At 35.2% G+C, this 21626-nt stretch carries 22 protein-coding genes; 6 read left to right on the top strand and 16 right to left on the bottom strand.

Annotation, left to right across the window (positions count from 1 at the left end; translation table 11 throughout):
* Positions 1-14 precede the first annotated feature (14 nt).
* The 5 genes from P8I29_04015 to ung are packed head-to-tail and all read right to left on the bottom strand — an operon-like array spanning position 15 to position 4496.
* Positions 15-1247: a DEAD/DEAH box helicase gene (locus tag P8I29_04015; protein ID MDG1916965.1), complete on the bottom strand. Its 1233-nt coding sequence runs from the start codon at positions 1245-1247 to the stop codon at positions 15-17.
* Positions 1244-1990 carry a 23S rRNA (guanosine(2251)-2'-O)-methyltransferase RlmB gene (gene rlmB / locus P8I29_04010; protein MDG1916964.1) on the bottom strand — a complete coding sequence of 249 codons (747 nt, stop codon included), beginning with the start codon at positions 1988-1990 and terminating at the stop codon, positions 1244-1246. Before rlmB ends, P8I29_04015 begins: the two co-directional genes overlap by 4 nt.
* A complete protein-coding gene (gene rmuC, locus P8I29_04005; GenBank protein ID MDG1916963.1) occupies positions 1977-3218 on the bottom strand; it encodes a DNA recombination protein RmuC in 1242 nt (413 codons plus the stop codon). The genes rlmB and rmuC overlap by 14 nt, the downstream gene beginning before the upstream one ends.
* A 22-nt stretch (positions 3219-3240) precedes the next feature.
* Positions 3241-3831, bottom strand: coding sequence for a L,D-transpeptidase (locus P8I29_04000; GenBank protein MDG1916962.1), 591 nt, complete (start codon positions 3829-3831; stop codon positions 3241-3243).
* The gene (gene ung, locus P8I29_03995; protein MDG1916961.1) at positions 3819-4496 is read right to left on the bottom strand and encodes a uracil-DNA glycosylase; all 678 of its coding nucleotides are present in this window, start codon (positions 4494-4496) and stop codon (positions 3819-3821) included. Before ung ends, P8I29_04000 begins: the two co-directional genes overlap by 13 nt.
* Positions 4497-4581: 85 nt before the next feature.
* Here ung and P8I29_03990 point away from each other — a divergent pair, with 85 nt between their 5' ends.
* From P8I29_03990 to gap, 5 genes are all read left to right on the top strand, one after another.
* Positions 4582-4707: a hypothetical protein gene (locus P8I29_03990; GenBank protein ID MDG1916960.1), complete on the top strand. Its 126-nt coding sequence runs from the start codon at positions 4582-4584 to the stop codon at positions 4705-4707.
* Positions 4708-5028: a bacillithiol system redox-active protein YtxJ gene (ytxJ, locus tag P8I29_03985; GenBank protein MDG1916959.1), complete on the top strand. Its 321-nt coding sequence runs from the start codon at positions 4708-4710 to the stop codon at positions 5026-5028.
* A 5-nt stretch (positions 5029-5033) separates the two neighbouring features.
* The gene (gene lipA / locus P8I29_03980; GenBank protein ID MDG1916958.1) at positions 5034-5888 is read left to right on the top strand and encodes a lipoyl synthase; all 855 of its coding nucleotides are present in this window, start codon (positions 5034-5036) and stop codon (positions 5886-5888) included.
* Positions 5889-5961: 73 nt separating this feature from the next.
* A complete protein-coding gene (locus P8I29_03975) occupies positions 5962-8703 on the top strand; it encodes a T9SS type A sorting domain-containing protein (protein ID MDG1916957.1) in 2742 nt (913 codons plus the stop codon).
* A gap of 58 nt (positions 8704-8761) precedes the next feature.
* A complete protein-coding gene (gene gap / locus P8I29_03970) occupies positions 8762-9760 on the top strand; it encodes a type I glyceraldehyde-3-phosphate dehydrogenase (GenBank protein MDG1916956.1) in 999 nt (332 codons plus the stop codon).
* Here gap and P8I29_03965 read toward each other — a convergent pair.
* The 11 genes from P8I29_03965 to hemH are packed head-to-tail and all read right to left on the bottom strand — an operon-like array spanning position 9747 to position 21082.
* Positions 9747-10481 carry a UDP-2,3-diacylglucosamine diphosphatase gene (locus tag P8I29_03965; protein MDG1916955.1) on the bottom strand — a complete coding sequence of 245 codons (735 nt, stop codon included), beginning with the start codon at positions 10479-10481 and terminating at the stop codon, positions 9747-9749. The two genes, gap and P8I29_03965, sit on opposite strands and share 14 nt — an antisense overlap.
* A complete protein-coding gene (locus P8I29_03960; GenBank protein MDG1916954.1) occupies positions 10474-11589 on the bottom strand; it encodes a TlpA disulfide reductase family protein in 1116 nt (371 codons plus the stop codon). The genes P8I29_03965 and P8I29_03960 overlap by 8 nt, the downstream gene beginning before the upstream one ends.
* Positions 11590-11592: 3 nt before the next feature.
* The gene (gene gatB / locus P8I29_03955) at positions 11593-13044 is read right to left on the bottom strand and encodes an Asp-tRNA(Asn)/Glu-tRNA(Gln) amidotransferase subunit GatB (GenBank protein ID MDG1916953.1); all 1452 of its coding nucleotides are present in this window, start codon (positions 13042-13044) and stop codon (positions 11593-11595) included.
* Between the two features lie 23 nt (positions 13045-13067).
* On the bottom strand, positions 13068-14351 hold the full coding sequence (hemL, locus tag P8I29_03950; protein MDG1916952.1) for a glutamate-1-semialdehyde 2,1-aminomutase: 1284 nt from the start codon (positions 14349-14351) through the stop codon (positions 13068-13070).
* Complete coding sequence (hemB, locus tag P8I29_03945; GenBank protein ID MDG1916951.1) at positions 14344-15324, bottom strand: porphobilinogen synthase; 981 nt, start codon at positions 15322-15324, stop codon at positions 14344-14346. The genes hemL and hemB overlap by 8 nt, the downstream gene beginning before the upstream one ends.
* Before the next feature lie 10 nt (positions 15325-15334).
* Entirely contained in the window at positions 15335-16243 is a 909-nt protein-coding gene (gene hemF, locus P8I29_03940) for an oxygen-dependent coproporphyrinogen oxidase (GenBank protein ID MDG1916950.1), read from the bottom strand.
* Complete coding sequence (hemE, locus tag P8I29_03935) at positions 16243-17283, bottom strand: uroporphyrinogen decarboxylase (GenBank protein MDG1916949.1); 1041 nt, start codon at positions 17281-17283, stop codon at positions 16243-16245. The genes hemF and hemE overlap by 1 nt, the downstream gene beginning before the upstream one ends.
* Positions 17284-17943 (bottom strand): uroporphyrinogen-III synthase, encoded by a 660-nt coding sequence (locus P8I29_03930; protein ID MDG1916948.1) that lies wholly within the window; start codon positions 17941-17943, stop codon positions 17284-17286.
* Positions 17927-18841 carry a hydroxymethylbilane synthase gene (hemC, locus tag P8I29_03925; GenBank protein ID MDG1916947.1) on the bottom strand — a complete coding sequence of 305 codons (915 nt, stop codon included), beginning with the start codon at positions 18839-18841 and terminating at the stop codon, positions 17927-17929. Before hemC ends, P8I29_03930 begins: the two co-directional genes overlap by 17 nt.
* Positions 18842-20062 (bottom strand): glutamyl-tRNA reductase, encoded by a 1221-nt coding sequence (hemA, locus tag P8I29_03920; GenBank protein MDG1916946.1) that lies wholly within the window; start codon positions 20060-20062, stop codon positions 18842-18844.
* 3 nt (positions 20063-20065) lie between these two features.
* On the bottom strand, positions 20066-21082 hold the full coding sequence (hemH, locus tag P8I29_03915) for a ferrochelatase (protein ID MDG1916945.1): 1017 nt from the start codon (positions 21080-21082) through the stop codon (positions 20066-20068).
* A 280-nt stretch (positions 21083-21362) separates the two neighbouring features.
* Here hemH and P8I29_03910 point away from each other — a divergent pair.
* Positions 21363-21626, top strand: a 264-nt coding sequence (locus P8I29_03910) for a hypothetical protein (protein MDG1916944.1), incomplete at its 3' end; no start/stop codon positions are given.

The raw sequence follows: 21626 nt of genomic DNA, 5'->3' as shown, positions 1-21626 counted from the left end.
TAAACTAAAATGGCTTAAGACTTCTTTTTCTTATTTTTAAAGTGTTTTTTGCTTTTAAAATGACGATTTTTAAACTTCTTTTTGCCACCACTTCTTTTATCTGTGTTGTATGCGGGTGCTGGTTCAAAACCGTTTGGCAATGGTGTTTTGTCTAGGGTGCGTTCTATCAGATCTTCTATTTGTTTAAACTTCAAACACTGCTCACCATTAATAAAAGTTATTGCTTCTCCTTTTCTGTCGGCTCTTGCTGTTCTGCCTATACGATGAACGTAATCTTCAGCATCATTAGGCACCTCATAATTAATTACCAACTCTATACCTTTTATATCTATCCCTCTTGAAAGAATATCTGTAGCGACTAGGATTTTCACTTTTTTATTCTTGAAGTCTAAAAGTACTTTTTCTCTTTCTTCTTGGTCTAAGTCCGAATGTATGTCGTGTGCTGGTAATTTAGCTTTTACTAAACTTCGTGTCAATTCCTTAACACTTTTTTTAGTTGAGCAAAATATCAATACATGATTCAAGTCTTTATCTTTATGAATTTCTTTTGTTAAAGCTATTTTTTGCCTGTCATGAACCATGTAGGCTCGTTGTGTGATTCCTGCTGCAGGTTTAGAAATGCTTAAGCTAATACTAACTGGATTAACTAAAATATCACTTGCCAATTTTCTAATCTTTGGCGGCATAGTGGCTGAAAACATTAGGTTTTGTCTTTGCTTAGGTAGTTTTTTAGCGATATCCATAATGTCATCGTAAAAACCCATATCTAACATTCTGTCCGCTTCGTCCAATATAAAGTGTTTAACGCCTGAAGCATCAAAATAATTGAATTTCATATGTGCCAATAATCGACCTGGAGTACATACTAAAATATCAGAGCCATTTTTTATAGCATTTTTTTGAGCATCAAAATCTGAGCCTGTACCTCCTCCATAAATAGGGAATGATGACGCATTAGTAAAATAACTAAAGCCTTCAATTTGACGGTCTATTTGCAAAGCCAACTCTCGAGTAGGCGATACAATGATAGTATTTATCTTAGCGGTATTGCCTTTGCAAAGTTTGTTGAGGATTGGTAATACAAAAGCTGCTGTTTTGCCTGTTCCTGTTTGAGCACAGGCAATCATATCTTTATTTTTTAAAATAGCAGGTATAGCTTGTTCTTGTATGGGTGTGGGTTTTTCAAAACCCATCATATCTAATCCTTCTTGTAGTTGTGGTTCGAATCCTAAGTCGCTAAAAATCATTGTTGTCGTTGTCTTACTGCCTCATATAATATTACACCAGCAGAAACGGAGACATTTAATGAACCGATGGTACCCATCATAGGGATTTTTGTTTTGTGAGTACATAATTTAAGGTACTCTTCAGAAATGCCATCTTCTTCAGAACCCATAATAATGGCAGTAGGTAAGGTGTAGTCGGGGCTATAAATAAGCTCTTCAGTCTTTTCTGTACAAGCTACAACTTGAATCCCACTATTTTTTAAAAAGTCTATAGTAGCTTTCAGATTAAATTCTCTGCAAATAGGTATGCTGCTCAGCGCACCTGCAGAGGTTTTCATAGCATCACCATTAATAGCTGCGCTACCACGTTCAGGAACTATGATGGCATGAACACCGGAGCATTCGGCACTTCTCACAATGGCACCAAAATTCCTTACATCAGTTACTCTATCCAGAACTAGAAATAAAGGCACTTTGCCTTCTTCAAAAAGTTGTGGTATTACATTTTCAGTTCTGTGAAAAGTAATCGGTGAAACAAAGGCAAATACACCTTGATGGTTTTTGCGAGTCAGACGATTTAATTTTTCTACTGGGACATGTTTGTAATTTACACGGTGTTTTTTAACTAATTCCCAAAGCTCTGGAAAGATATCTCCTTTCAATCCTTTTTGTATGAAAAGTGTGTCGATTTCTTGCCCAGCCGTTATTGCTTCTATGATTGGGCGAAGTCCAAAAATAGCATTTTCATATCTAGTTATCTTCATCGTTATTTGCTCGGTCTATAATGTTTTGCGGAAGACTTTTTTTAGTTTTAGCTCCCAAATCTTTTAAATTTTCTATTTTCTTGATGATATTACCTCTACCATCTGTTAGCTTGTTCATTGCGTCTTCATAACTGTCTTTAGAGCTTTTTAAGCTTTTCCCTACCTTTATGAGGTCTTGAACAAAGCCCTCGAATTTATCATACAATAAGCCTCCTTCTTTAGCAATTTCCAAAGCGTTTCTTTTTTGGTCTTCTTGTTTCCATATGGAAGCTACAGTACTAAGTGTGGCTAAAAGAGTAGACGCTGATACCAATACAATATTTTTTTCAAGAGCATTTATGTAAAGATTTTTATCCTCATTGAGTGCTAACATTAGAGCAGGTTCATTGGGGATAAACATCAATACATGATCTGGAGCATTGATTCCGTAAAGGTTTGGATAATCTTTATCGCTTAACTCCATATAGTGTCTTTTGATACTGTCTAAATGTCTTTTTATGGCTTGCTGTTCCGTTATATCATCTTCAGCATTGTAATAGTCTACATAAGCTGTAAGAGAAACTTTTGAATCGATAATAAGGTGTTTATTATCAGGTAAGTAGATGATAAAATCAGGTTTTTTTAATTTGCCCTCGTCATCTTTGTAACCACCTTGAGTGCTAAAGTGAACACCATTGGATAACCCTGACTTTTCAAGTAATAGCTCTAGTCTGTTTTCTCCCCAATCACCTTGAGTTTTGGAGTCACCTTTCAAAGCATTAGTTAAGTTCAAGGCATCCTGACTTAGCTTGTTATTCAATGATTCTAAGCTATTGATTTTTTGCATTAGCATTGCATTTCTTTCAACACCTTTCTCATTGGTGTCTTCAACCTTCTTTTTAAATTTTTCTATTTGCTCGCTAAGTGGGTTAAGAAGGGTGTCAATTTGTTCCTTATTTTGTTTTTTAAATTTTTCAGAATTAAGATCTAGAATTTTGTGAGCTAAATTTTCAAACTCCTTAGTTAGTCTTTCTTCTGTTTCTTCTTTCGATTCTTGAGTTTCTAAAATTTTTTCATTTAAAATTTTGATACGTTCTTCTTTGGCGCTGAGTTCAGACTTTAAATTGATAATTTGCTGAACTAAATCATCATTTTTAGAGTTGTCAAGATCCGATCCTTTGGATTTGTTTTGGTAAGCAATCCAAGCAAAGCCGATAATTAGTAATGCTATTGTTATTATAAATTCCATAAATAGTGTGGCTAATTTAAGCTTAATTATCTAAGATGAGAACTTTTGTTCCAATCTTTGTAGTAGAGTAGAGTTCTATGACATCTTTATTAAGCATTCTAATACAGCCATGTGATGCAGGTGTTCCTATTTTACCTTCTTCTGAGGTGCCGTGTATGTATATGTAGCGTTCAAAAGAATCTACATTGCCTCCTTTGTTGATGTTTTTTTCAGACCCACTTAGCCATAATATTCTAGTAGTAATATCATCTGTTTTTGAAGTGGTTGTGTCTGAATATATTGTAGCTATTTGCCCATAAAAAACCCTACCAATCATTCTACCATTTAGTGGAGTTTTTGCACCATGTTTCTCTCTAATATAATGTAGCCCATGTGGCGTCATATCACTATTCTTGACATTACCAATGCCTTTTTTGGCGGTAGAGACAGGGTATGTTTTTATAATCGAATTTTCAGAAATAACATACATTTTTTGATTTTTCACAGAAACATATATTATCTCGTCGAATGTTTGACCTTTCTTTTTCTCGCAATAGTTATTTACTCTATCTATAATACTTTCGTTAGTAGATAATGAAACTAATAAAGTGATGAAAAGTATTATTTGTCCCATTTAATTTGATTTTTACCTAAACGATTAAGTATTTCGTTGGTTTTTGAAAAATGGTTACATCCAAAAAAACCTGAATGCGCAGAGAATGGAGAGGGGTGAGCTGCGGTTAGGATATGATGTTTTTCACTATCTATCAGTTGTGCTTTATTTTGAGCAAACCGCCCCCAAAGTAAAAAAATAAGATTCTCTTTCTTTTCAGATAATATTCGAATAATGGCGTCTGTAAATTCTTCCCATCCTTTCTTTTGATGCGACCCTGCTTGTCTTGCTCTAACTGTAAGTGTAGCATTCAGCATTAGCACTCCTTGTTCAGCCCAATGCTCGAGATTACCTGACGAAGGGATTTCGAGGCCTAAATCTTGTTTAATTTCTTTAAAGATATTTTGAAGAGATGGTGGAGGTTTTATTCCGTCAGCAACAGAAAAACATAAGCCGTTAGCTTGATTTGGTCCGTGATAAGGGTCTTGTCCAATTATCACAACATTAACGTTGTCGAATGGGCAAAGATTAAATGCTGAAAAGATGTGTTTACCAGCCGGGTAAATGACATGATTTTTCTTTTCTTCTTTGAGAAATTTTATAAGATTAATAAATGATTCAGACTGAAAACTATCATTAAGAATGTCTTTCCAACTTGACTCTATTTGTACGGGTTTATTATTCACTTTTCAAAGATAGCGGATTGAACTAGTTTTCAAAAATAAATTGTGTAAATTTGTACTTGTTAAAGTATTACAATTTTATGCATCTATGAAAAAGATTATTTTAGTTTCTTTCCTGCTTTTTTCCATTACTTTTTGCTTATCATCTTGTGGTGTTACTGAGCCTTGTCCTAATTATTCCAAAGTATCTACCTCTCAAAAAGATATTAGTTAAATGAATTGGATAAGCCTATCTCAATCGTCTGAACTGGACAACATAAAACAAGATTCTTTTCAGAATAGCCAGTATATTTTTAAGCACAGTACTCGTTGTTCTATCAGTAAAATGGTGTTATCTCGTTTTGAATCATCTAATGAAGCAGAGTCTGTATCTGTCTATTTACTTGATTTATTATCATACAGAGATTTGTCAAATCAAATAGCAGAAGATTTTAATGTTATTCATGAGTCACCACAACTCTTAATTATAAAAAATGGAGAATGTTATTCCCATTCTTCACACACATCAATACATCAGCTTAATCTTTTCGAATAAATATAATGAGTGAGCAAAACATTCAAAGAAAGCCAAAATGGCTTAGAGTAAAATTGCCTACCGGCAAAAATTATAAACATGTAAGAAAGCTTGTTTCTGATAACAAACTGCATACTATTTGTGAGAGCGGAAACTGTCCTAATATGGGAGAGTGTTGGGGTGAAGGTACAGCTACTTTCATGATTCTTGGGAATATATGCACACGTTCTTGTGGCTTTTGTGCCGTGGCAACGGGCAGACCTTTGCCAGTAGATTGGGAGGAGCCTGAAAAAGTTGCGGAATCTGTTCGTCTTATGGAAGTAAAACATTGTGTCATTACTTCGGTAGATAGAGATGAATTACCTGATGGAGGCTCATTGATTTGGGTGGAAACTGTAAAGGCAGTAAGAAGAAAAAGCCCAGGCACAACAATGGAAACACTAATACCTGATTTTAAAGGAATTGAAGAACAGGTTCAACGCATTATAGATGTAGCACCTGAAATAGTTTCTCACAATATTGAAACGGTAAGAAGACTTACAAAAGAAGTAAGAATTCAAGCTAAATACGATAGAAGCCTTGCTGTTCTGAAACAATTGAAAGAAGGCGGAATGCGAACTAAGTCTGGAATAATGCTTGGTTTAGGCGAGACAGAAGATGAAGTTATCCAAACTATGGATGATTTACGTTCCGTAGGTGTTGATATTATGACCATTGGCCAATACTTGCAGCCAACTCCTAAGCATTTGCCAGTTAAAGAGTTTGTTACTCCAGAGCAATTTGAAAAATATAAGCAAATAGGATTGAGCAAGGGTTTCCGATTCGTTGAGAGTTCGCCACTAGTAAGGTCTTCGTATCGAGCAGAAAAACATATGGCATAAAATAATTTTCAGTCTATTACATATGATAGAAATAATTTGTAAATTTAACCCTCTAAAATTAAATCAATAAAGAATGAAAAATATTATCATATCTTCAATTTCATTAGTTCTCTTAACTTTCTTATTTGTTGATATTTCTCAACAAGACAAACAAAGTTATATCCCTATTAATGAAAGAATCACAGAACCTACTTATGGTGCTAAAGGGGCATTGGAATACTTACACCGTTTAAAAGCTAATGCAGATGGAGAAATTCCAGTCGAAGCTGTTTTAAAAGCCCGTGAGCAAGTTCAAGCTAGAAAAGGTTCAAGAAGTGCTGCTTCTAATACTACTTTATTATGGACAGAAATGGGGCCGGATAATGTAGGGGGTAGAACTCGTGCAATTCTTATTGATAAAGATAATTCTGATTTAATCTACGCTGGTGGTGTTTCTGGTGGATTATGGAAGTCGACCAATGGTGGTTTGTCTTGGAAAATTATTCCTGGTACAGATCAACTCGAATTTTCTGGTGTAGTAAGTATATGTCAAACAACCAATGGTGATATTTATTTCGGAACAGGCGAAGGAGCTACTTCAAATATGGGTGGTGCGTCTAATGGCGCTTCTGCTTTTATTGGTGGGGGTATCTACAAATCTACAGATGGTATAACTTTCACTCAATTGGAATCTACTGCTCCTAGTAATCTTATTTCTTCTAGCTTTGATTTTGCATCTGTTACAGAAATGGCGGCACACAAGACTGATCCTAACACTGTATATGCTGCAACAAGACGAGGTGTCAAGGTAAGTACTGACGGAGGTCAATCTTGGCAAGCAGGCGTAGTTAGTGCAGCAGAATTTTTGGATGTAGAGGTAGCTATTGATGGTTCTGTATTTGCTAGTACTGCCAACGCAATTTTTTATTCTGAAGATGGAACTGCAGGAAGTTTTAACCAACTTACTTCTGTAGGAGCTGCTTTTGGTGGTGGATCAGGAAGAATTGAAATGGCTTTATCTCCTTCAGATGTAAATTACATATACGCTGTTTTCTCAAATCAAGGTGGTTTAGGAAGATATAAAGGGATTTTCCGCTCTACTGACAAAGGTGAAACGTGGGAAATGATTTTACCAGGTTGGTCGGGAACAACTGCTCCAACCTACAATATTTTTAATCAACAAGCTAATTATGCTATGTCAATAGCTGTTGACCCTCAAAATAAAGATAGAATACTTGTAGGTGGTTTAGATTTATGGGAATACGAATACGGTGTTGGTATAGAGCCTATTTCGTATTGGGCAATTTCTGAATCTGTACCTTTCTACGTTCATGCTGATCATCACGAAATATTATTTGATGAAAACAACCCTGGACGTATTTTCTTTGGACATGACGGCGGAGTATCTAGATCTGATGACAATGCTGAATCTTTTGTAACGGCGAACCGTGGATACGGTGTTACTCAGTTTTATACTGTTGATTACTCCAAAGATGGAAAAGTAATTGGTGGAACTCAAGATAACGGTACACAATACATTAGTTTTTTCAATAATATTTCTGAAAAGAACGCTATAGAAATCGCTGGTGGTGATGGTGGTTATACTCAAATCTCATACATTAATCCTGATGTTATATTTTCAGAAAGTCAAAATGGAACAGCTAGACGTTCTGCTGATGCTGGATTAACTAACGGAACTATTGAGAACTTCCTCGGAGACACTCTTGCAGGTTTAGAAGAAACTGCTGATGATGAAGGCAATAATGGTTTGTTTGCTACCTTCATAAACCCTATGCATTTATGGGAAGAAGTGGATGCAGATGGAAACCCTATTGATACAAGTATGTTCTTTGCAGCAACAACAGAAATTACTACATCGGGATCTGATTATTGTGTCTATATGACTAAACAAGCTTTAGACTTTAGTATTACCCCAAGATGGTTTCAAGTGACTCCAAGATATTCTTCTCCTATTGAAAGGATATCAGTAACTGCGGATGGAAACAATATGTTTTTCTCTGTAGGTAATAGCCTTTACAGAACAGATAATCTCAACCTGAATGTTGACACTATTAAAGACAACTATAAATTTTTAGATGTTGGTGATACTAACGATGACCCTAACGGTGATAATCCTAATGCAGTAGTAAATACAATTAAATTAAATACCACTTTCCAATATACTGTTACTGACGTTGCAGTAGATCCTAACGACAAAAATAATATTGTAGTAACGGTTGGTGGATACGGATCACATGATCATGTTTATAAGTCAACTAATGCTATGTCTGATAACCCTACATTTACTGCTATACAAGGTAACCTGCCAGATATGCCAGTTTACTCGGCTGTAATTGATGTTAACAATGCTAGTAACATTGTTATTGGTTCAGAATTTGGCGTTTGGTCTACTACAAATGGTAGTACTTGGACACTAGAGGATGATGGTTTACCAATTGTTCCTTGTCATATGTTACGTCAGCAATACTTACCAGGGGTAAATAAAGGCGTTATATATGTAGGTACGCATGGACGTGGTTTATTCAAATCTAGTAATACATCTTCTGTTTTCGATTATACTTCAGACCAAACGATTGATGTTAATTTACTATCAATCTATCCTAACCCTGCTGAGTCGTTCATAAATATTGATATGAGCTCCGATGCAAGAATTTTCGATGTTCAAATCATTGATTTAATGGGTAAAGAAGTGTATAACACGGATAATTTATCAACAAATAAAATTGATATTTCATCTTTTGAAACGGGTAACTACATTATAGTTGTCAATTCTGATGCTGGAAAACAATTAGGTAAATTTGTTAAAACAAAATAAGATGTAAATCTTTTTGGAAAAGCTCTACATTTAGTAGAGCTTTTTTTTTCTATACTTTATGAAAATAAGAGTAGCAATAAATGGTTTTGGAAGGATTGGTAGAATCTTTCTTCGTTCGGTTTTAAATCATCCATATGTTGAGGTAGTAGCGATTAATGATTTATCCTCTTCTAAAACGATGTCACACCTTTTTAAATATGATTCTATTCACAGAACGTTTGAAGGTCAAGTTTCTTGTAATGAAAATTCAATTATTGTTAACGATCAAAGTATTCATTATAGTTCAATTTCAAATCCTGAAAAATTACCTTGGAATGAATTAAATATAGATATTGTTATTGAATGTACTGGACTATTTAAATCTAAAGAATTAGCATCTCAACATTTAAAGGCTGGAGCAAAAAAGGTTATCATTTCAGCACCGCCATTAGATAGTGGTATTAAAACTATTGTTATGGGCGTTAACGATAATTTGATTGATGGTACTGAAACAATCATTTCAAATGCTTCGTGTACGACAAATAGTGCTGCTCCGATGATTCAATTAATAAATCATCATATGGGTATTGAGAGTGCTTATATCACAACTATTCATTCATATACTACGGATCAGAGATTACACGATTCACCTCATAATGATTTAAGAAGAGCTAGAGCAGGAGCGACCTCTATTGTTCCTACCACAACAGGTGCTGCTAAAGCTATTACAAAAATTTTTCCTGAATTGGTTGGTAAAATGGGTGGTTGTGGTATTAGAGTACCTGTTCCTGATGGCTCACTAACAGATATTACATGTATAGTGAGCAAAAACACTTCAGTCGCTGAGATTAACAATTTGTTTAAGAACTCAGCTAAAGGGTCGTTAAATGGAATTCTCAGTTTTATAGAAGACCCTATTGTTTCTGTTGATATTTTAGGCAATAAACACTCTTGTGTTTTTGATTCCCAATTAACGTCCGTAATTGGTAAAATGGTAAAGGTTGTAGGCTGGTACGATAATGAAGTGGGTTATTCTAATCGATTGATTGACTTGGTTACTAAAATTAGTAACGCTTAAGCTCTAATTTTTCTCCGTCAAAAACAGCATAGCTATTATAATTCACCCACTCTCCTAAATTGATATATGAGGTGTTATCACCTAGGTCTTCTTCTAATGGAAGATGTCTGTGTCCAAAAACAAAGTAATCTACTTCAATAGTCTTCTTTTTTTCTTTGCAGAATTGGGTTAACCACTCTTTTTCACCATGATAGGTTTCATCTTTTTGACCGTTTGCAATTCTGCTTTTCTTGGACCAATATTCTGCTATTGAAATGCCTAAATTTGGATGAATTCTCTCAAATAGCCATTGACATATCTTATTTTCAAATATTTTTTTAATGATTTTGTAGCCTTTATCGCCAGGGCCTAAACCATCGCCATGACCAATAAAAAATCGCTTCCCTTTTAAAGACACTTCAATAGGTTCTCTGTAAATAGTAGCGTTTATCTCTTCTTCTAAATAGTCAAAAAGCCACATATCATGATTGCCAGTAAAAATATGAATAGGGATACCTGAGTCGCTTATTTCGGCTAATTTACCTAGTAAACGTACATAGCCTTTTGGAACAGCTTTTTTGTATTCAAACCAAAAATCAAATATATCTCCTACTAGAAAAATGGCTTCAGCATCAGCTTTAATTTCGTTTAACCATTGTACAAAGAGTCTTTCACGTTCTAAACTTTTTTCTTTGTTAGGAACGCCTAAATGTAGGTCTGATGCGAAATATATTTTACTCAAAGATTTCTTTTAATTTATTAGCTAATATAGTACCTCTTAAATTACGAGCAATGATTACACCGTTTTTATCAATTAAAAAGGTAGATGGTATACTTGAAATACCATATTCTTCACAAACAGATGATTCAAAACCTTGTAATTCGCTGACTTGTCTCCATTCTAAACCATCTTGTTCAATAGCTTTTATCCAATCTGATTTAGCATCTATTTTTTGTGTTGTATCATCTAGTGAAATGCCTATAATTTCTAAGCCCTTTGTATTATAAGTTTTGTACAATTCAACAACTAATGGGTTTTCTCTTCTGCAAGGTACACACCATGAAGCCCAAAAATCTAGAAGTACATAAGAACCTCTCAAAGAGGACAATTCAAATTGTTGACCATTACTATCTTTAATAGAAAAGTTAGGTGCTTGTACGCCAATAGCCGTGTTTTGCTCACTTAAGACTTTATCTTTTACATCCTTTATCCATAAATTATCTGGATATATGGAGTCTAATTTTGTAGATACTTTTTTATAATACTCAAAATTTTCAGCGACATCACCTAACTGCTGTAAAGCGATAAGGTTAATGAATAAATTGGTGTTATTATCGATAAATAGTTTGATGTCTTCTTTTTGTTGAAGCATGATATCGTCGTATTTTTCTCGTATTCTTTCCAGTACTATTTCTTCTTCAACCGTACCAACAGACTTTTGATAAATGATTCTTAATGAATCCGTTTTTGGCTGAATAGAGTTTATAATTTCAACTAATCTTTCATTACCTTCCACTTCTGCAGATCCACTTGCGTTAAAGTTAACTAGATTTGAAGCATCGGCATTAAATACAATAGTGTCTCCTAATTGCAAGGCTATCAAAGCATAGTTTTTATCAGAAAGTGATATACGATAAAAGTTTATGGAATCGGCTCTATATTGAAATGAGAAGCTTTCGTTATTGATTTGACATGAATCTACTTTTTGAATATCTTTAAGAGATAGTTTTTCCAAAAACACCCATTCTCCATCTTTTGCATTTGTAATAGTCCCGCTTACGGTATCGTCAATTACAGAACATGCAGATAAGATGGCTATGCTTAGAAATAGTATTAAATTCTTAATCATTGCTTATTCTTCTAATGCTTCTCTTACGAGTTGGTTAGCTACTTTTGGGTCTGCTTTTCCCCTAGATAGTTTCATAACTTCACCCATAAACAGACCAATAAGTCCTTTTTTACCACCTTTATATTCTTCAACCTTTTCGGGGTATTTTTCTAGTGCTTGTTGAACAAAAGCTTGTAAAGTATCGGTGTTACTTTCTTGAATCCAATTGTTTTCCTTGGCGATTTCTTCTGGCGACAAATCATTTTCAAGAAGTTTGCCAAAGACTTTTTGTGTCGCTACAGAGTTACTTATTTTACCATCATCAACCATTTTTATTAGTTGGGATAGTCGTTTAGCAGATATGCTAAATTGACTCATTTCGATAGCATTTTCATTGAGGTAGGACTTAACACTACCATTTACAAAATTGGCTGCTGCTTTGTAATTTTTTGTGTGTTGACATAAATCATTAAAGTACAATGCGATTTCTTTCTCTTCAATAATAACATTGGTATCGTATTCGGAAAGACCAAATTCGTTAGTGAATTTTGAAAATAACTCTTTTGGCAATGGAGGTAGGGTGCTTTTGATTTCCTCAATATAATCTTGGGTAACCATTATTGGTTGTAAATCTGGTTCAGGAAAATACCTATAATCGTTGGCATCTTCTTTGCTTCTCATTAAAGATGTTGTTCCTGTATTGGCATTAAAACTTCGTGTTTGTTGCTCGACTACACCGCCATTTTCCAAAATGTCTATCTGACGATCCATCTCGTGTTCAATGGCTCTTTTAACATTTCTTAAAGAGTTCATATTTTTTACTTCGGCTCTATTGCCAAAGGTTTTACTTCCTTTGAGCATAACCGAAATATTAGCATCACATCTCAAGCTACCTTCTTCCAAATTACCATCGCAAATATCCAAATAGCGAACGAGTTTTCTGACTTCAGCAAGGTATTGGTAAGCTTCATCTGAAGAACGAATATCGGGTTCAGAAACTATTTCAATAAGAGCTACGCCAGCTCTATTTAAATCTACTAATGAATTGAAAGGGTCAAGGTCGTGGATACTTTTACCTGCATCTTCCTCCATATGTATTCGGGTGATGTTAATTGTTTTGTTATTACCTTCAGCATCTTTAACATTTATACTACCGCCGTTACATATTGGGGTTGTGTCTTGAGTAATTTGATATCCTTTTGGTAAATCAGGGTAGAAGTAATTTTTACGAGCATATTCATTACGTTCTCTAATTGATGAGCCACAAGCAATACCCATCTTTACTGCGTATTCAATAACTTTTTTGTTGCTTTTGGGTAGGGTGCCAGGGTGTCCCAATGTAACGGGGCTAGTTTGAGTATTTGGTCCAGCACCATATTCCGTAGAATCGTTACAATAGGCTTTTGTATTAGTAGAAAGCTGTGCATGAACTTCTAGTCCAACAACTAGTTCGTATTTATCTCTCAGACTGCTCATCGCTTAATTTTGTGTAAATATAATTAAAGTAATTCTTCTAATGTTTGTTCGATTGCTACTATAGTTTCATCCAGCAATTCTTTGGTGTGTGTGGTTGATAAAAATAAAGTTTCGAAGGCAGAGGGGGCAAAATAGACACCTCTTTGTAACACACCATGAAACAGCTTTTTGAAAAAATCGGCATTAGCTTGACAGGCATCATCAAAGTTATTTACTTTTTTAACATCAAAATGAAAACTGATCATTGAGCCGACTCTGTTTATTGTATAGCTTAGTTTTTTATTTTCAAAAACTCGTCTTAATTCTTTTTCAAAGTATGCTGTGTTTTCTTCTAATAGTTTATAAATATCTGGGTTTTCATTTAACTCTTTGAGTAGCGTGTAACCACAACCCATAGCAATAGGATTACCACTTAATGTTCCGGCTTGATATACCGGTCCAACAGGGGCGACCATATTCATAATTTCTTTTTTACCCCCAAACGCTCCTACAGGCAAGCCACCTCCAATTATTTTGCCAAGGGTTACCATATCTGGCGTTACGCTGTAGTATTCACTTGCTCCACCTTTGGCTAATCTGAAACCTGTCATTACCTCATCAAAAATGAGGACGATTTGGTGTTGATCGCATAAATCTCTCAAACCTTCTAAAAAGCCTTTTTTAGGAGGGATACAACCCATATTGCCTGCTACTGGCTCAAGTATTATGGCAGCTATTTCGTTTGGGTTTTGTTCTATAATTTTTTCTACAGCTTTCAAGTCATTATAAGGAGCGAGTAGGGTGTCTTGAGCCGTCCCTTTAGTTACGCCTGGACTATTAGGTACACCTAAAGTAATAGCCCCACTTCCAGCTTTTATTAGAAAAGCATCAGCATGTCCGTGATAATTACCTTCAAATTTGATAAACTTTTCTTTGTTGGTATATCCTCGTGCTACACGAATGGCACTCATACACGCTTCTGTTCCTGAATTAGTCATTCTAACTTTTTCAACAGCTGGAACCATGTCACAAATCAGTTCTGCAATATCAGCTTCTAATTCTGTTGGTGCACCAAATGAGGTGGTGTTATTAGTAGCTTCTTTTAGCGTTTTTACTATGGGATCGTGACAGTGTCCTAAAATCATTGGTCCCCAAGAACCGATATAGTCTATGTACTCTTTTCCATCAACATCTGTGAGAATAGATCCTTTAGCTGATTTGAAAAATAAAGGAGTGCCACCAACAGATCGAAAAGCTCTCACTGGTGAGTTTACCCCACCTGGTATATATAATTGTGCTCTTTCAAAGAGTAATTCGCTTTTATTCATTATTTAAAAGTTTAGCGGCTTCTTTAGCAAAGTAGGTAGCAATGAGTTTTGCTCCTGCTCTTTTGAAACCTATTAGCGATTCCATCATGACTTTTTCGTGGTCTAGCCAACCTTTTTGGCTAGCTGCTTTTATCATAGCGTATTCGCCCGATACTTGATAAACACTTACAGGCACATCAAATTGATTGCTGATTTGTTTAACCATATCCAAATAAGGCATACCTGGCTTAACCATTATAATATCAGCACCTTCATCAATATCGTTATCTACCTCTGCCATAGCTTCTGATGCATTTGCTGAATTCATCTGATAGGTTTTTTTGTCTCCAAAACCTGGTGCTGAGTCTAAAGCATCTCTGAAAGGTCCGTAAAATGATGAAGCGTATTTTACGCTATAGGACATTATACCAACATTAGGATATCCTTCATCCTCTAGTTTTTCTCTTATCGCACCAATACGTCCGTCCATCATGTCAGATGGAGCAACCATATCAACACCTGCTTCGGCGTGTGTTAAGGCCATTTCTGCTAGAACTTCAATGGTTTGGTCATTGACTATTTCTTGACCATCAACAATACCATCGTGACCGTGCATAGAGTAGGGGTCTAGAGCAACGTCACTCATAAGATACATCATTGGCACTTCAGATTTAAGAAGTCGAATTGCTCTTTGCATTAACCCATCTGTGTTTATGGCTTCTTTGCCTTCATTATCTTTGAGAGAGTCTTCAATTTTAGCAAAGAGTAGGGCCGAACGTATGCCTAATTCATAACAGTCTTTAGCCTCTTTGATTAGTAAGTCTAATGTATAGCGAAAATAGCCCGGCATAGAGGCTATTTCTTCTTTTTTATTTTCTCCTTCCATAAAGAAAAGTGGAACAATAAAATTGCTAGGGTGAAGTCTGTTTTCTTGTACCATTTCTCTTATGGCACTATTTTTTCTCAATCGTCTATTTCTATTTTCTGGAAACATAGTATTTGAATTAGATCCAATCTTTGGGATTTTTTAATACTTCAATTAGTTTTTCTTCTGGACTATTTTTTTCAGGCTGATGGTTGTATTCCCACCTTACGGTAGAGGGTAAGCTCATAAGTATAGATTCTGTTCTTCCTTTTGTCTTAATGCCGAAATGGGTACCTCTATCATGTAATAAGTTAAATTCAACATATCGACCTCTACGTATCTCTTGCCAAACTTTTTCTTTTTCGCTGTAACTTTCGTTTTTATGTTTTTCTACTATGGGTAAGTATGCGTCTAAAAAGGCATTACCTGAGTCTATGCTGAAATTCATGATTTCTTCCATAGTGGTGTGCTCGTCTTCTTTTTGATAATCGAAGAAAATACCTCCTATACCTCTGCATTCATCTCTGTGCGAGTTGTAGAAATAAGTGTCGCATTCTTTTTTAAATCTAGGGTAATAACTTGTATCGTACTTGTCACAAACACTTTTATTAATTTGATGAAAATGTACAGCATCATTTTCGTCAAGGTAGTAGGGAGTAAGATCTGTGCCACCACCGAACCAGGCTGTTTTTATTGCACCCGATTGGTCGTACATCTCAAAATACCGCCAATTAGCGTGTACTGTAGGTACTTTAGGACTAATTGGGTGAATAACCAATGATAGACCACAGGCGTAAAATGTAGCTTCATCAACTTTAAATTTTTCTTTGAATAGTTGAGGTAAATCGCCGTGAACAACAGATACATTTACACCACCTTTTTCGATGACTTTTCCATTATTGAGAATACGGGTTTTGCCACCTCCACCACCTTCTCTTTCCCATTTATCTTCAACAAACCTACCTAATCCATCAGATTGTTCTAAGCCATTACATATTCGATTTTGCAAATCAAAAATATGAGCTTCGAATATTTCTTTAGTTGGCATTAGGCGGAATAGTTTTTTATTGCGTTTATAAACACTTTAGCGTTTTCCACTGGCACATTTGGAAGTATTCCATGTCCAAGGTTAGCAATGTATTTATTTTTACCAAATCCATCGACCATCTCTTTAGCTAATCGTTCTATTTCATCATGTGGAGCAAATAACCATGCTGGGTCGAAGTTTCCTTGTAATGTAATATTTGGACCAGCTAATTTTCTAGCCTCTTGTGGAGTTAATGCCCAATCAACGCCTATGGCATTTGAGCCTAAGTTAACTAGGTCTTTGATAGCATACCATGCGCCTTTTGCAAATACTATTGTTGGCGCACCACTAATATTATCTACTATTTGTTTAATGTAGGGAAGAGCAAATTCTTGGAAATCTTTGGGCGACAACAGACCAGCCCATGAATCAAATATTTGAACAGCCTGTGCACCAGCTTGAATTTGTGCGTTTAGGTAGGCTATTGTTGTATCTGTAATTTTTTGAAGTAAGAGGTGTGCAGCATCTCTTTCAGCGTGGCAAAAAGCTTTGGCTTGAGAAAAATCCTTAGAACCCTGGCCTTGTACCATGTAGCATAATATGGTAAATGGAGCTCCTGCAAAACCAATAAGAGGCACTTTTCCATTTAGGTCTTTTCTGGTTAGAGTTACAGCATCCATAACATAGCCTAACTTTTCGTGTACATTAGGAACTTCAATAGCCTGAGCGTCTTTGAGGTTATTTACTGTTTGTGGTAGAAATGGACCTTTTCCGGCTATCATTTGTACTTCATAACCCAATGCTTGTGGTACAACAAGAATGTCAGAAAACAATATCGCTGCATCAGTACCTACTTGATCGATAGGCATGATTGTGATTTCTGATACTAGCTCTGGTGTTTCACAACGCTCGAAGAAAGAATATTTCTCTCTCAAAATACGGTAGTCTGGTAGAAAACGACCAGCTTGTCGCATCATCCATACAGGTGGTCTTTCAACATTTTCACCATTCAATGCTCTCAGTAATAAATCGTTCTGTAGTTCTGGAAAATTATGTTTCATTTATTTTAAATAGTGTTTTGCGATATCTACTAAGCTTTCGGCATTTGTAGTTTTACTAATCATACATTTTTGACCTTCATCTTTTAGTGCTTTTGCTGTTGTTGTGCCAATTGCAAAACAGGGTAAATTGTTAAAGCCGCCGTTTTGAGCTAATGAATGAACAGCACTTGGACTCATAAAAGCTAATCCGTCAATGCCCTGCAAATTTACGGTTTTATTAAGATTTTCAGTCTGATATACGGTGACTTCTTTAACTTTAATTCCATGGGATAGCAATTTTGATGGTAGGTCGTCACGTCTTTTGTTCCCACAAATAAAAATCACTTCTTTTTCTTGTGACTTGATAATGAGTTCGGCTAAATCAATCGCAGAAGCTTTTTGTGGGGTAATTGCTGAAGGAATTAAATCGGCAGTCTTTTGACCAATAGCGTAACTTTTCTTTGAAAAAGAAATATTGTTTTCTATTAATGTTTCTACAGCTTTTCTACTAGTGAAAACCCATGTTTTCATTACATCTAAATCATTGTGATTAAAAGCAATTGCTGAGGTTTTTATTAGTGGTTGAGCAGTTACTTTGATGGATTTGTCATAATTTAATTTCTCAAGTGTTTGCTTTGATAAATCATTAAGAAAAAGAAGATGTTTAGCTGTATTTTTCATCCTTTGCTGATTCAATCAGTTTTAGTGCGCCTTTTGATAGAGCAATATCTGCAGCTTTTTGACCTAATTTTTTTGCATTTTCTACTTTATCTTCTAAAGATATTTCAATTTTCTCCTTACCGTCAGTGCTGAGGACGATGCCATTAAAAAACAGGGTGTTTTTTGAAATAGTAACATATGCACCGACAGGAGCGGAACAGCCACCGCTTAGTGCATTTAGGAAAGATCTTTCAGTAGTTGTGCAAATAGCGGTGTCTTTGTCGTTAAGCTCAGAGATAATCTCTTTAATTGCTTCATTTTGCGAGTAACAAACGATGGCTACTGCACCTTGTGCCGGTGCTGATAACATCCAATCTATTTCTTTGTCAATCTCGTTTTCTAGTCCTAGTCGAATAAGTCCTGCGCTAGCCAAAATTGTGGCATCCCATGGGCTGTCTTTTAGTTTTTGAATTCTGGTGGGTACATTACCTCTAATATCCACCATAGTGTGATGTGGGTATTTACTCAGCCATTGAGCTTTTCTTCTATTACTACTCGTTGCAATAATTGCGGATTCCTTGTTTAAAAAATCTAAACCTTTTCGGCTAATTAAAGCGTCGCTAGGATTTTCTCTTTTCAGTATGGCGCAAATTTCCAAATTAGCTTCTAAATCGGTAGGCACATCTTTGAATGAGTGTACGGCTATGTCGATAGTTTTGTTTAAAATCACTTCATCTAAAGCCTTAGTAAAAACACCTTTTCCTCCCATAAGTGGTAGTGGTGTATCAAGGACTTTGTCGCCTTCTGACTCAATGAGTATAAGCTCATAAGTATGCCCAAGTTGCGAAAGTCTTTCGGCAACATGATTTGTTTGCCAAAGAGCTAATTTACTTTTACGACTGCCAATTTTTATATGCATCTAGTTGATTTTATACATTTCACGCATGACTTCTAGTATTTCTTCATCAATGCGATATCTCTTGCGGAGATATTCTATGTTTTTGCTAGAGATTTTTTTGACGATACTATCTATCAAAGGCTTTATACGTTCTAATTCATCTTTTTGATATTGCCCTTTGTATTTCTCTATTTCTGAGTTTTTTATATCCTCAAATGAAAGCTTCAGATTTTTGATTGTTGGTCCAAGTGTATGTAGCTTAGACCAATCTTCAAATTCTAATTTGTATAAATTGATTATGGTCTTTGCTTTTGGGATATCTTTTTTTCTTTTTTCGAGAGTTTTGTCTGCCTCAGAATTAAGTTGATCCATATCTACTAACTCAACATTTTTGTTTGAAGAAATTTCAGGATCAATATTTCTTGGAACAGAAAGATCTATAAATAGGCTTTCTGAACTCAAATTGCTAATGTGTTCACTCGTAAGGGTATAGCTTTTGGATGCAGTAGCTACTACAATTACATCGGACTTGGAAATTTCTTGACTAAGTTGTTCAAGTGGAGCATAATTAACCTTTAAAACTTCAGCTAATTCCTTAGCTTTTTCTTCAGTTCTGTTGATAATTGTAATTTCTGCTTTAGTTTGACTGTTTAAGTTTTCTAATGTTCGCTGACCAATCTCTCCAGTACCAAAAACTAATATTTTTTTCTTTTGTAGGTGTTCTGTTTTTTGTCTGATTTTAAGTACGGCAGCATGGGCTACTGATGCTGCTCCTTTGCTTATTGTAGTAAATGATTGAACTTCTTTATTTGCTTGAAATACAAATTGCAATAGCCTGTCCATATGGCTGTTTATACAGCCATTATTTTTTGCTAAGTCAACCCCTTCTTTTACTTGTGAAAAGATTTGTAAATCGCCTAATATTTGAGAATCTATACCAGTACTTACTTCAAATAAATTTTGAATTGCTTCATGGTCTTCAAGAACAAAGCCATATTTTTCAAAATTATCAGTTTGGTTTCCACTATGTTTTATAAACTTTTCTTTGAGCTGATGGACGTTTATGTTATGAGCAAATACCTGTGTACGGTTGCAGGTCGATACACTAAAGGCTGAACCTCCAAGAGATTTCAATTCCTTGATGAAATCAATGGATTGTTGTTTGTCAATTCCGAACCTTTCTCTAATTTCAAGAGGGCAATTCCAGTGACTAATTCCGATGCTATAAAATGAGTCTATCATTGATTAAATACTTCGTTTCAAAATCATTTCTTTCAGACCATTTACAAAAGTGTCTGAAGAGTTTAGGCTCTCTACGAGTTGCACCTTTTCACCTCCAAATTCTTCGAATAGCTCTTGATATTCATCACCGATTTCTATTGTTGTTTCCAGACAGTCTGCAACAAATGCTGGTGAGAAAACAAGTAATTTTTTAGCACCTTTCTTAGCTAAATCTTCAATAATCTTATCAGAAAAAGGCTCTATCCACCCTCTGCCTAGTCTTGATTGAAAGCCTACGCTGTAGTCAGATTCTTTGAGATTAAAGCGTTTGGCAAGTTGAATAGCTGTTTCGTAGCAGGTCGCTTTATAGCAAAATTGATTTGCCTCTGTAACGCCTTGTTCGCATTCGTTGTCTTGGCATAAGCCCTCATCATAAACTTTATCCACATGACGTTCTGGCAAACCATGAAAACTAAACAATACGTGATCGTATTCTTCAAAGTTATGTTTGTTGCCTTGCTCTTCAAAACCTTTCAAATAAAATTCGTGATCATAAAATTGAGAGACAAAACTGATTTCTGGAATAACCCACCATTTTTTAAAAACGTTCATTGACTCCTCTATAACTGAACCATTTGTGGCAGAAGCATAGTGGGGAAATAGGGGTAAGATGATGATTTGTTCAAAGTTTTTACCTTCCCAGCTCTTGAGGGTCTTTTTAAGAGAAGGGTTTTTATATCTCATGGCATATTCTACGTGATAACCATCTCCTAGTTCTTGTTTTAGTTTATTCGTCAAGTCTTCGGTATGATAGATGATTGGTGAACCCCTGTCTGTCCATAACTCTTTGTATACCTTTGCAGACTTTGGCGCTCTGAAAGGAACGATAATGCCATTGACAAGAATTTTTCTTAGTAACCAAGGAATATCAATTACTCTTTTGTCATTTAAAAATTGGAAAAGATAACTTCTTACATCACTTGTTTTTGGGCTGTCTGGAGTGCCGAGATTTACCAATAAAACAGCTTTCTTTTTTTGCATACAAAATGTAGTTTATTCGTCTTGCAAATTTAAGCATTATAAAATTATTATGCCCCTCTAAATTTGCTTTATACAATGATATTTTTTAAATTGAAAGCGAGTATTTGATTTACTTAAATGTTACAATCATTTTCAATTGACGAATGACTGTGATTTTTCCGATGAATCTCCATTAATTATAGATAAGCATCCATATTTAACCGATAAACAAAATCGCTGTTTATTGGCAAAAATTTGTGTTGAGCTTAGATTTGATTTTTTCTCGCTGGAAATAGTTTTTATGAAGTTAAGATTTTTACATCTAGGGAATGATTTTTGGTTTAGGGTGTTGCTTGTTCCTTTCATGGGTTTTTCGGTGCCTTATATTACTTCGGTTATTCCTGATGGTTATACTCACCAAACATTCATTACAACAGTTCCATCTCTATATACTTTGCCTATTATCTTTTTTATCTTTGAATGCAATCGAATTCTCTTAGGATACTACAAGGATAAGTTTAAGAAAAGAAAAAATTTTGATGGTTATTCAGTAGTTCTTGTAAGA

It is taken from the genome of Flavobacteriales bacterium (assembly GCA_029248105.1).
Classification (GTDB): Bacteria; Bacteroidota; Bacteroidia; order Flavobacteriales; family UBA7312; genus UBA8444.
This window is presented reverse-complemented; position numbering and strand designations above follow the sequence as displayed.

Bases quoted from the DNA above. Each gene is read 5' to 3' on its own strand.
- P8I29_04015 (MDG1916965.1), bottom strand. From the start codon at position 1,247: ATGATTTTTAGCGACTTAGGATTCGAACCACAACTACAAGAAGGATTA.
- rlmB (MDG1916964.1), bottom strand. From the start codon at position 1,990: ATGAAGATAACTAGATATGAAAATGCTATTTTTGGACTTCGCCCAATC.
- rmuC (MDG1916963.1), bottom strand. From the start codon at position 3,218: ATGGAATTTATAATAACAATAGCATTACTAATTATCGGCTTTGCTTGG.
- P8I29_04000 (MDG1916962.1), bottom strand. From the start codon at position 3,831: ATGGGACAAATAATACTTTTCATCACTTTATTAGTTTCATTATCTACT.
- P8I29_03990 (MDG1916960.1), top strand. From the start codon at position 4,582: ATGAAAAAGATTATTTTAGTTTCTTTCCTGCTTTTTTCCATTACTTTT.
- ytxJ (MDG1916959.1), top strand. From the start codon at position 4,708: ATGAATTGGATAAGCCTATCTCAATCGTCTGAACTGGACAACATAAAA.
- lipA (MDG1916958.1), top strand. From the start codon at position 5,034: ATGAGTGAGCAAAACATTCAAAGAAAGCCAAAATGGCTTAGAGTAAAA.
- P8I29_03975 (MDG1916957.1), top strand. From the start codon at position 5,962: ATGAAAAATATTATCATATCTTCAATTTCATTAGTTCTCTTAACTTTC.
- gap (MDG1916956.1), top strand. From the start codon at position 8,762: ATGAAAATAAGAGTAGCAATAAATGGTTTTGGAAGGATTGGTAGAATC.
- P8I29_03960 (MDG1916954.1), bottom strand. From the start codon at position 11,589: ATGATTAAGAATTTAATACTATTTCTAAGCATAGCCATCTTATCTGCA.
- gatB (MDG1916953.1), bottom strand. From the start codon at position 13,044: ATGAGCAGTCTGAGAGATAAATACGAACTAGTTGTTGGACTAGAAGTT.
- hemL (MDG1916952.1), bottom strand. From the start codon at position 14,351: ATGAATAAAAGCGAATTACTCTTTGAAAGAGCACAATTATATATACCA.
- hemB (MDG1916951.1), bottom strand. From the start codon at position 15,324: ATGTTTCCAGAAAATAGAAATAGACGATTGAGAAAAAATAGTGCCATA.
- hemF (MDG1916950.1), bottom strand. From the start codon at position 16,243: ATGCCAACTAAAGAAATATTCGAAGCTCATATTTTTGATTTGCAAAAT.
- hemE (MDG1916949.1), bottom strand. From the start codon at position 17,283: ATGAAACATAATTTTCCAGAACTACAGAACGATTTATTACTGAGAGCA.
- P8I29_03930 (MDG1916948.1), bottom strand. From the start codon at position 17,943: ATGAAAAATACAGCTAAACATCTTCTTTTTCTTAATGATTTATCAAAG.
- hemC (MDG1916947.1), bottom strand. From the start codon at position 18,841: ATGCATATAAAAATTGGCAGTCGTAAAAGTAAATTAGCTCTTTGGCAA.
- hemA (MDG1916946.1), bottom strand. From the start codon at position 20,062: ATGATAGACTCATTTTATAGCATCGGAATTAGTCACTGGAATTGCCCT.
- hemH (MDG1916945.1), bottom strand. From the start codon at position 21,082: ATGCAAAAAAAGAAAGCTGTTTTATTGGTAAATCTCGGCACTCCAGAC.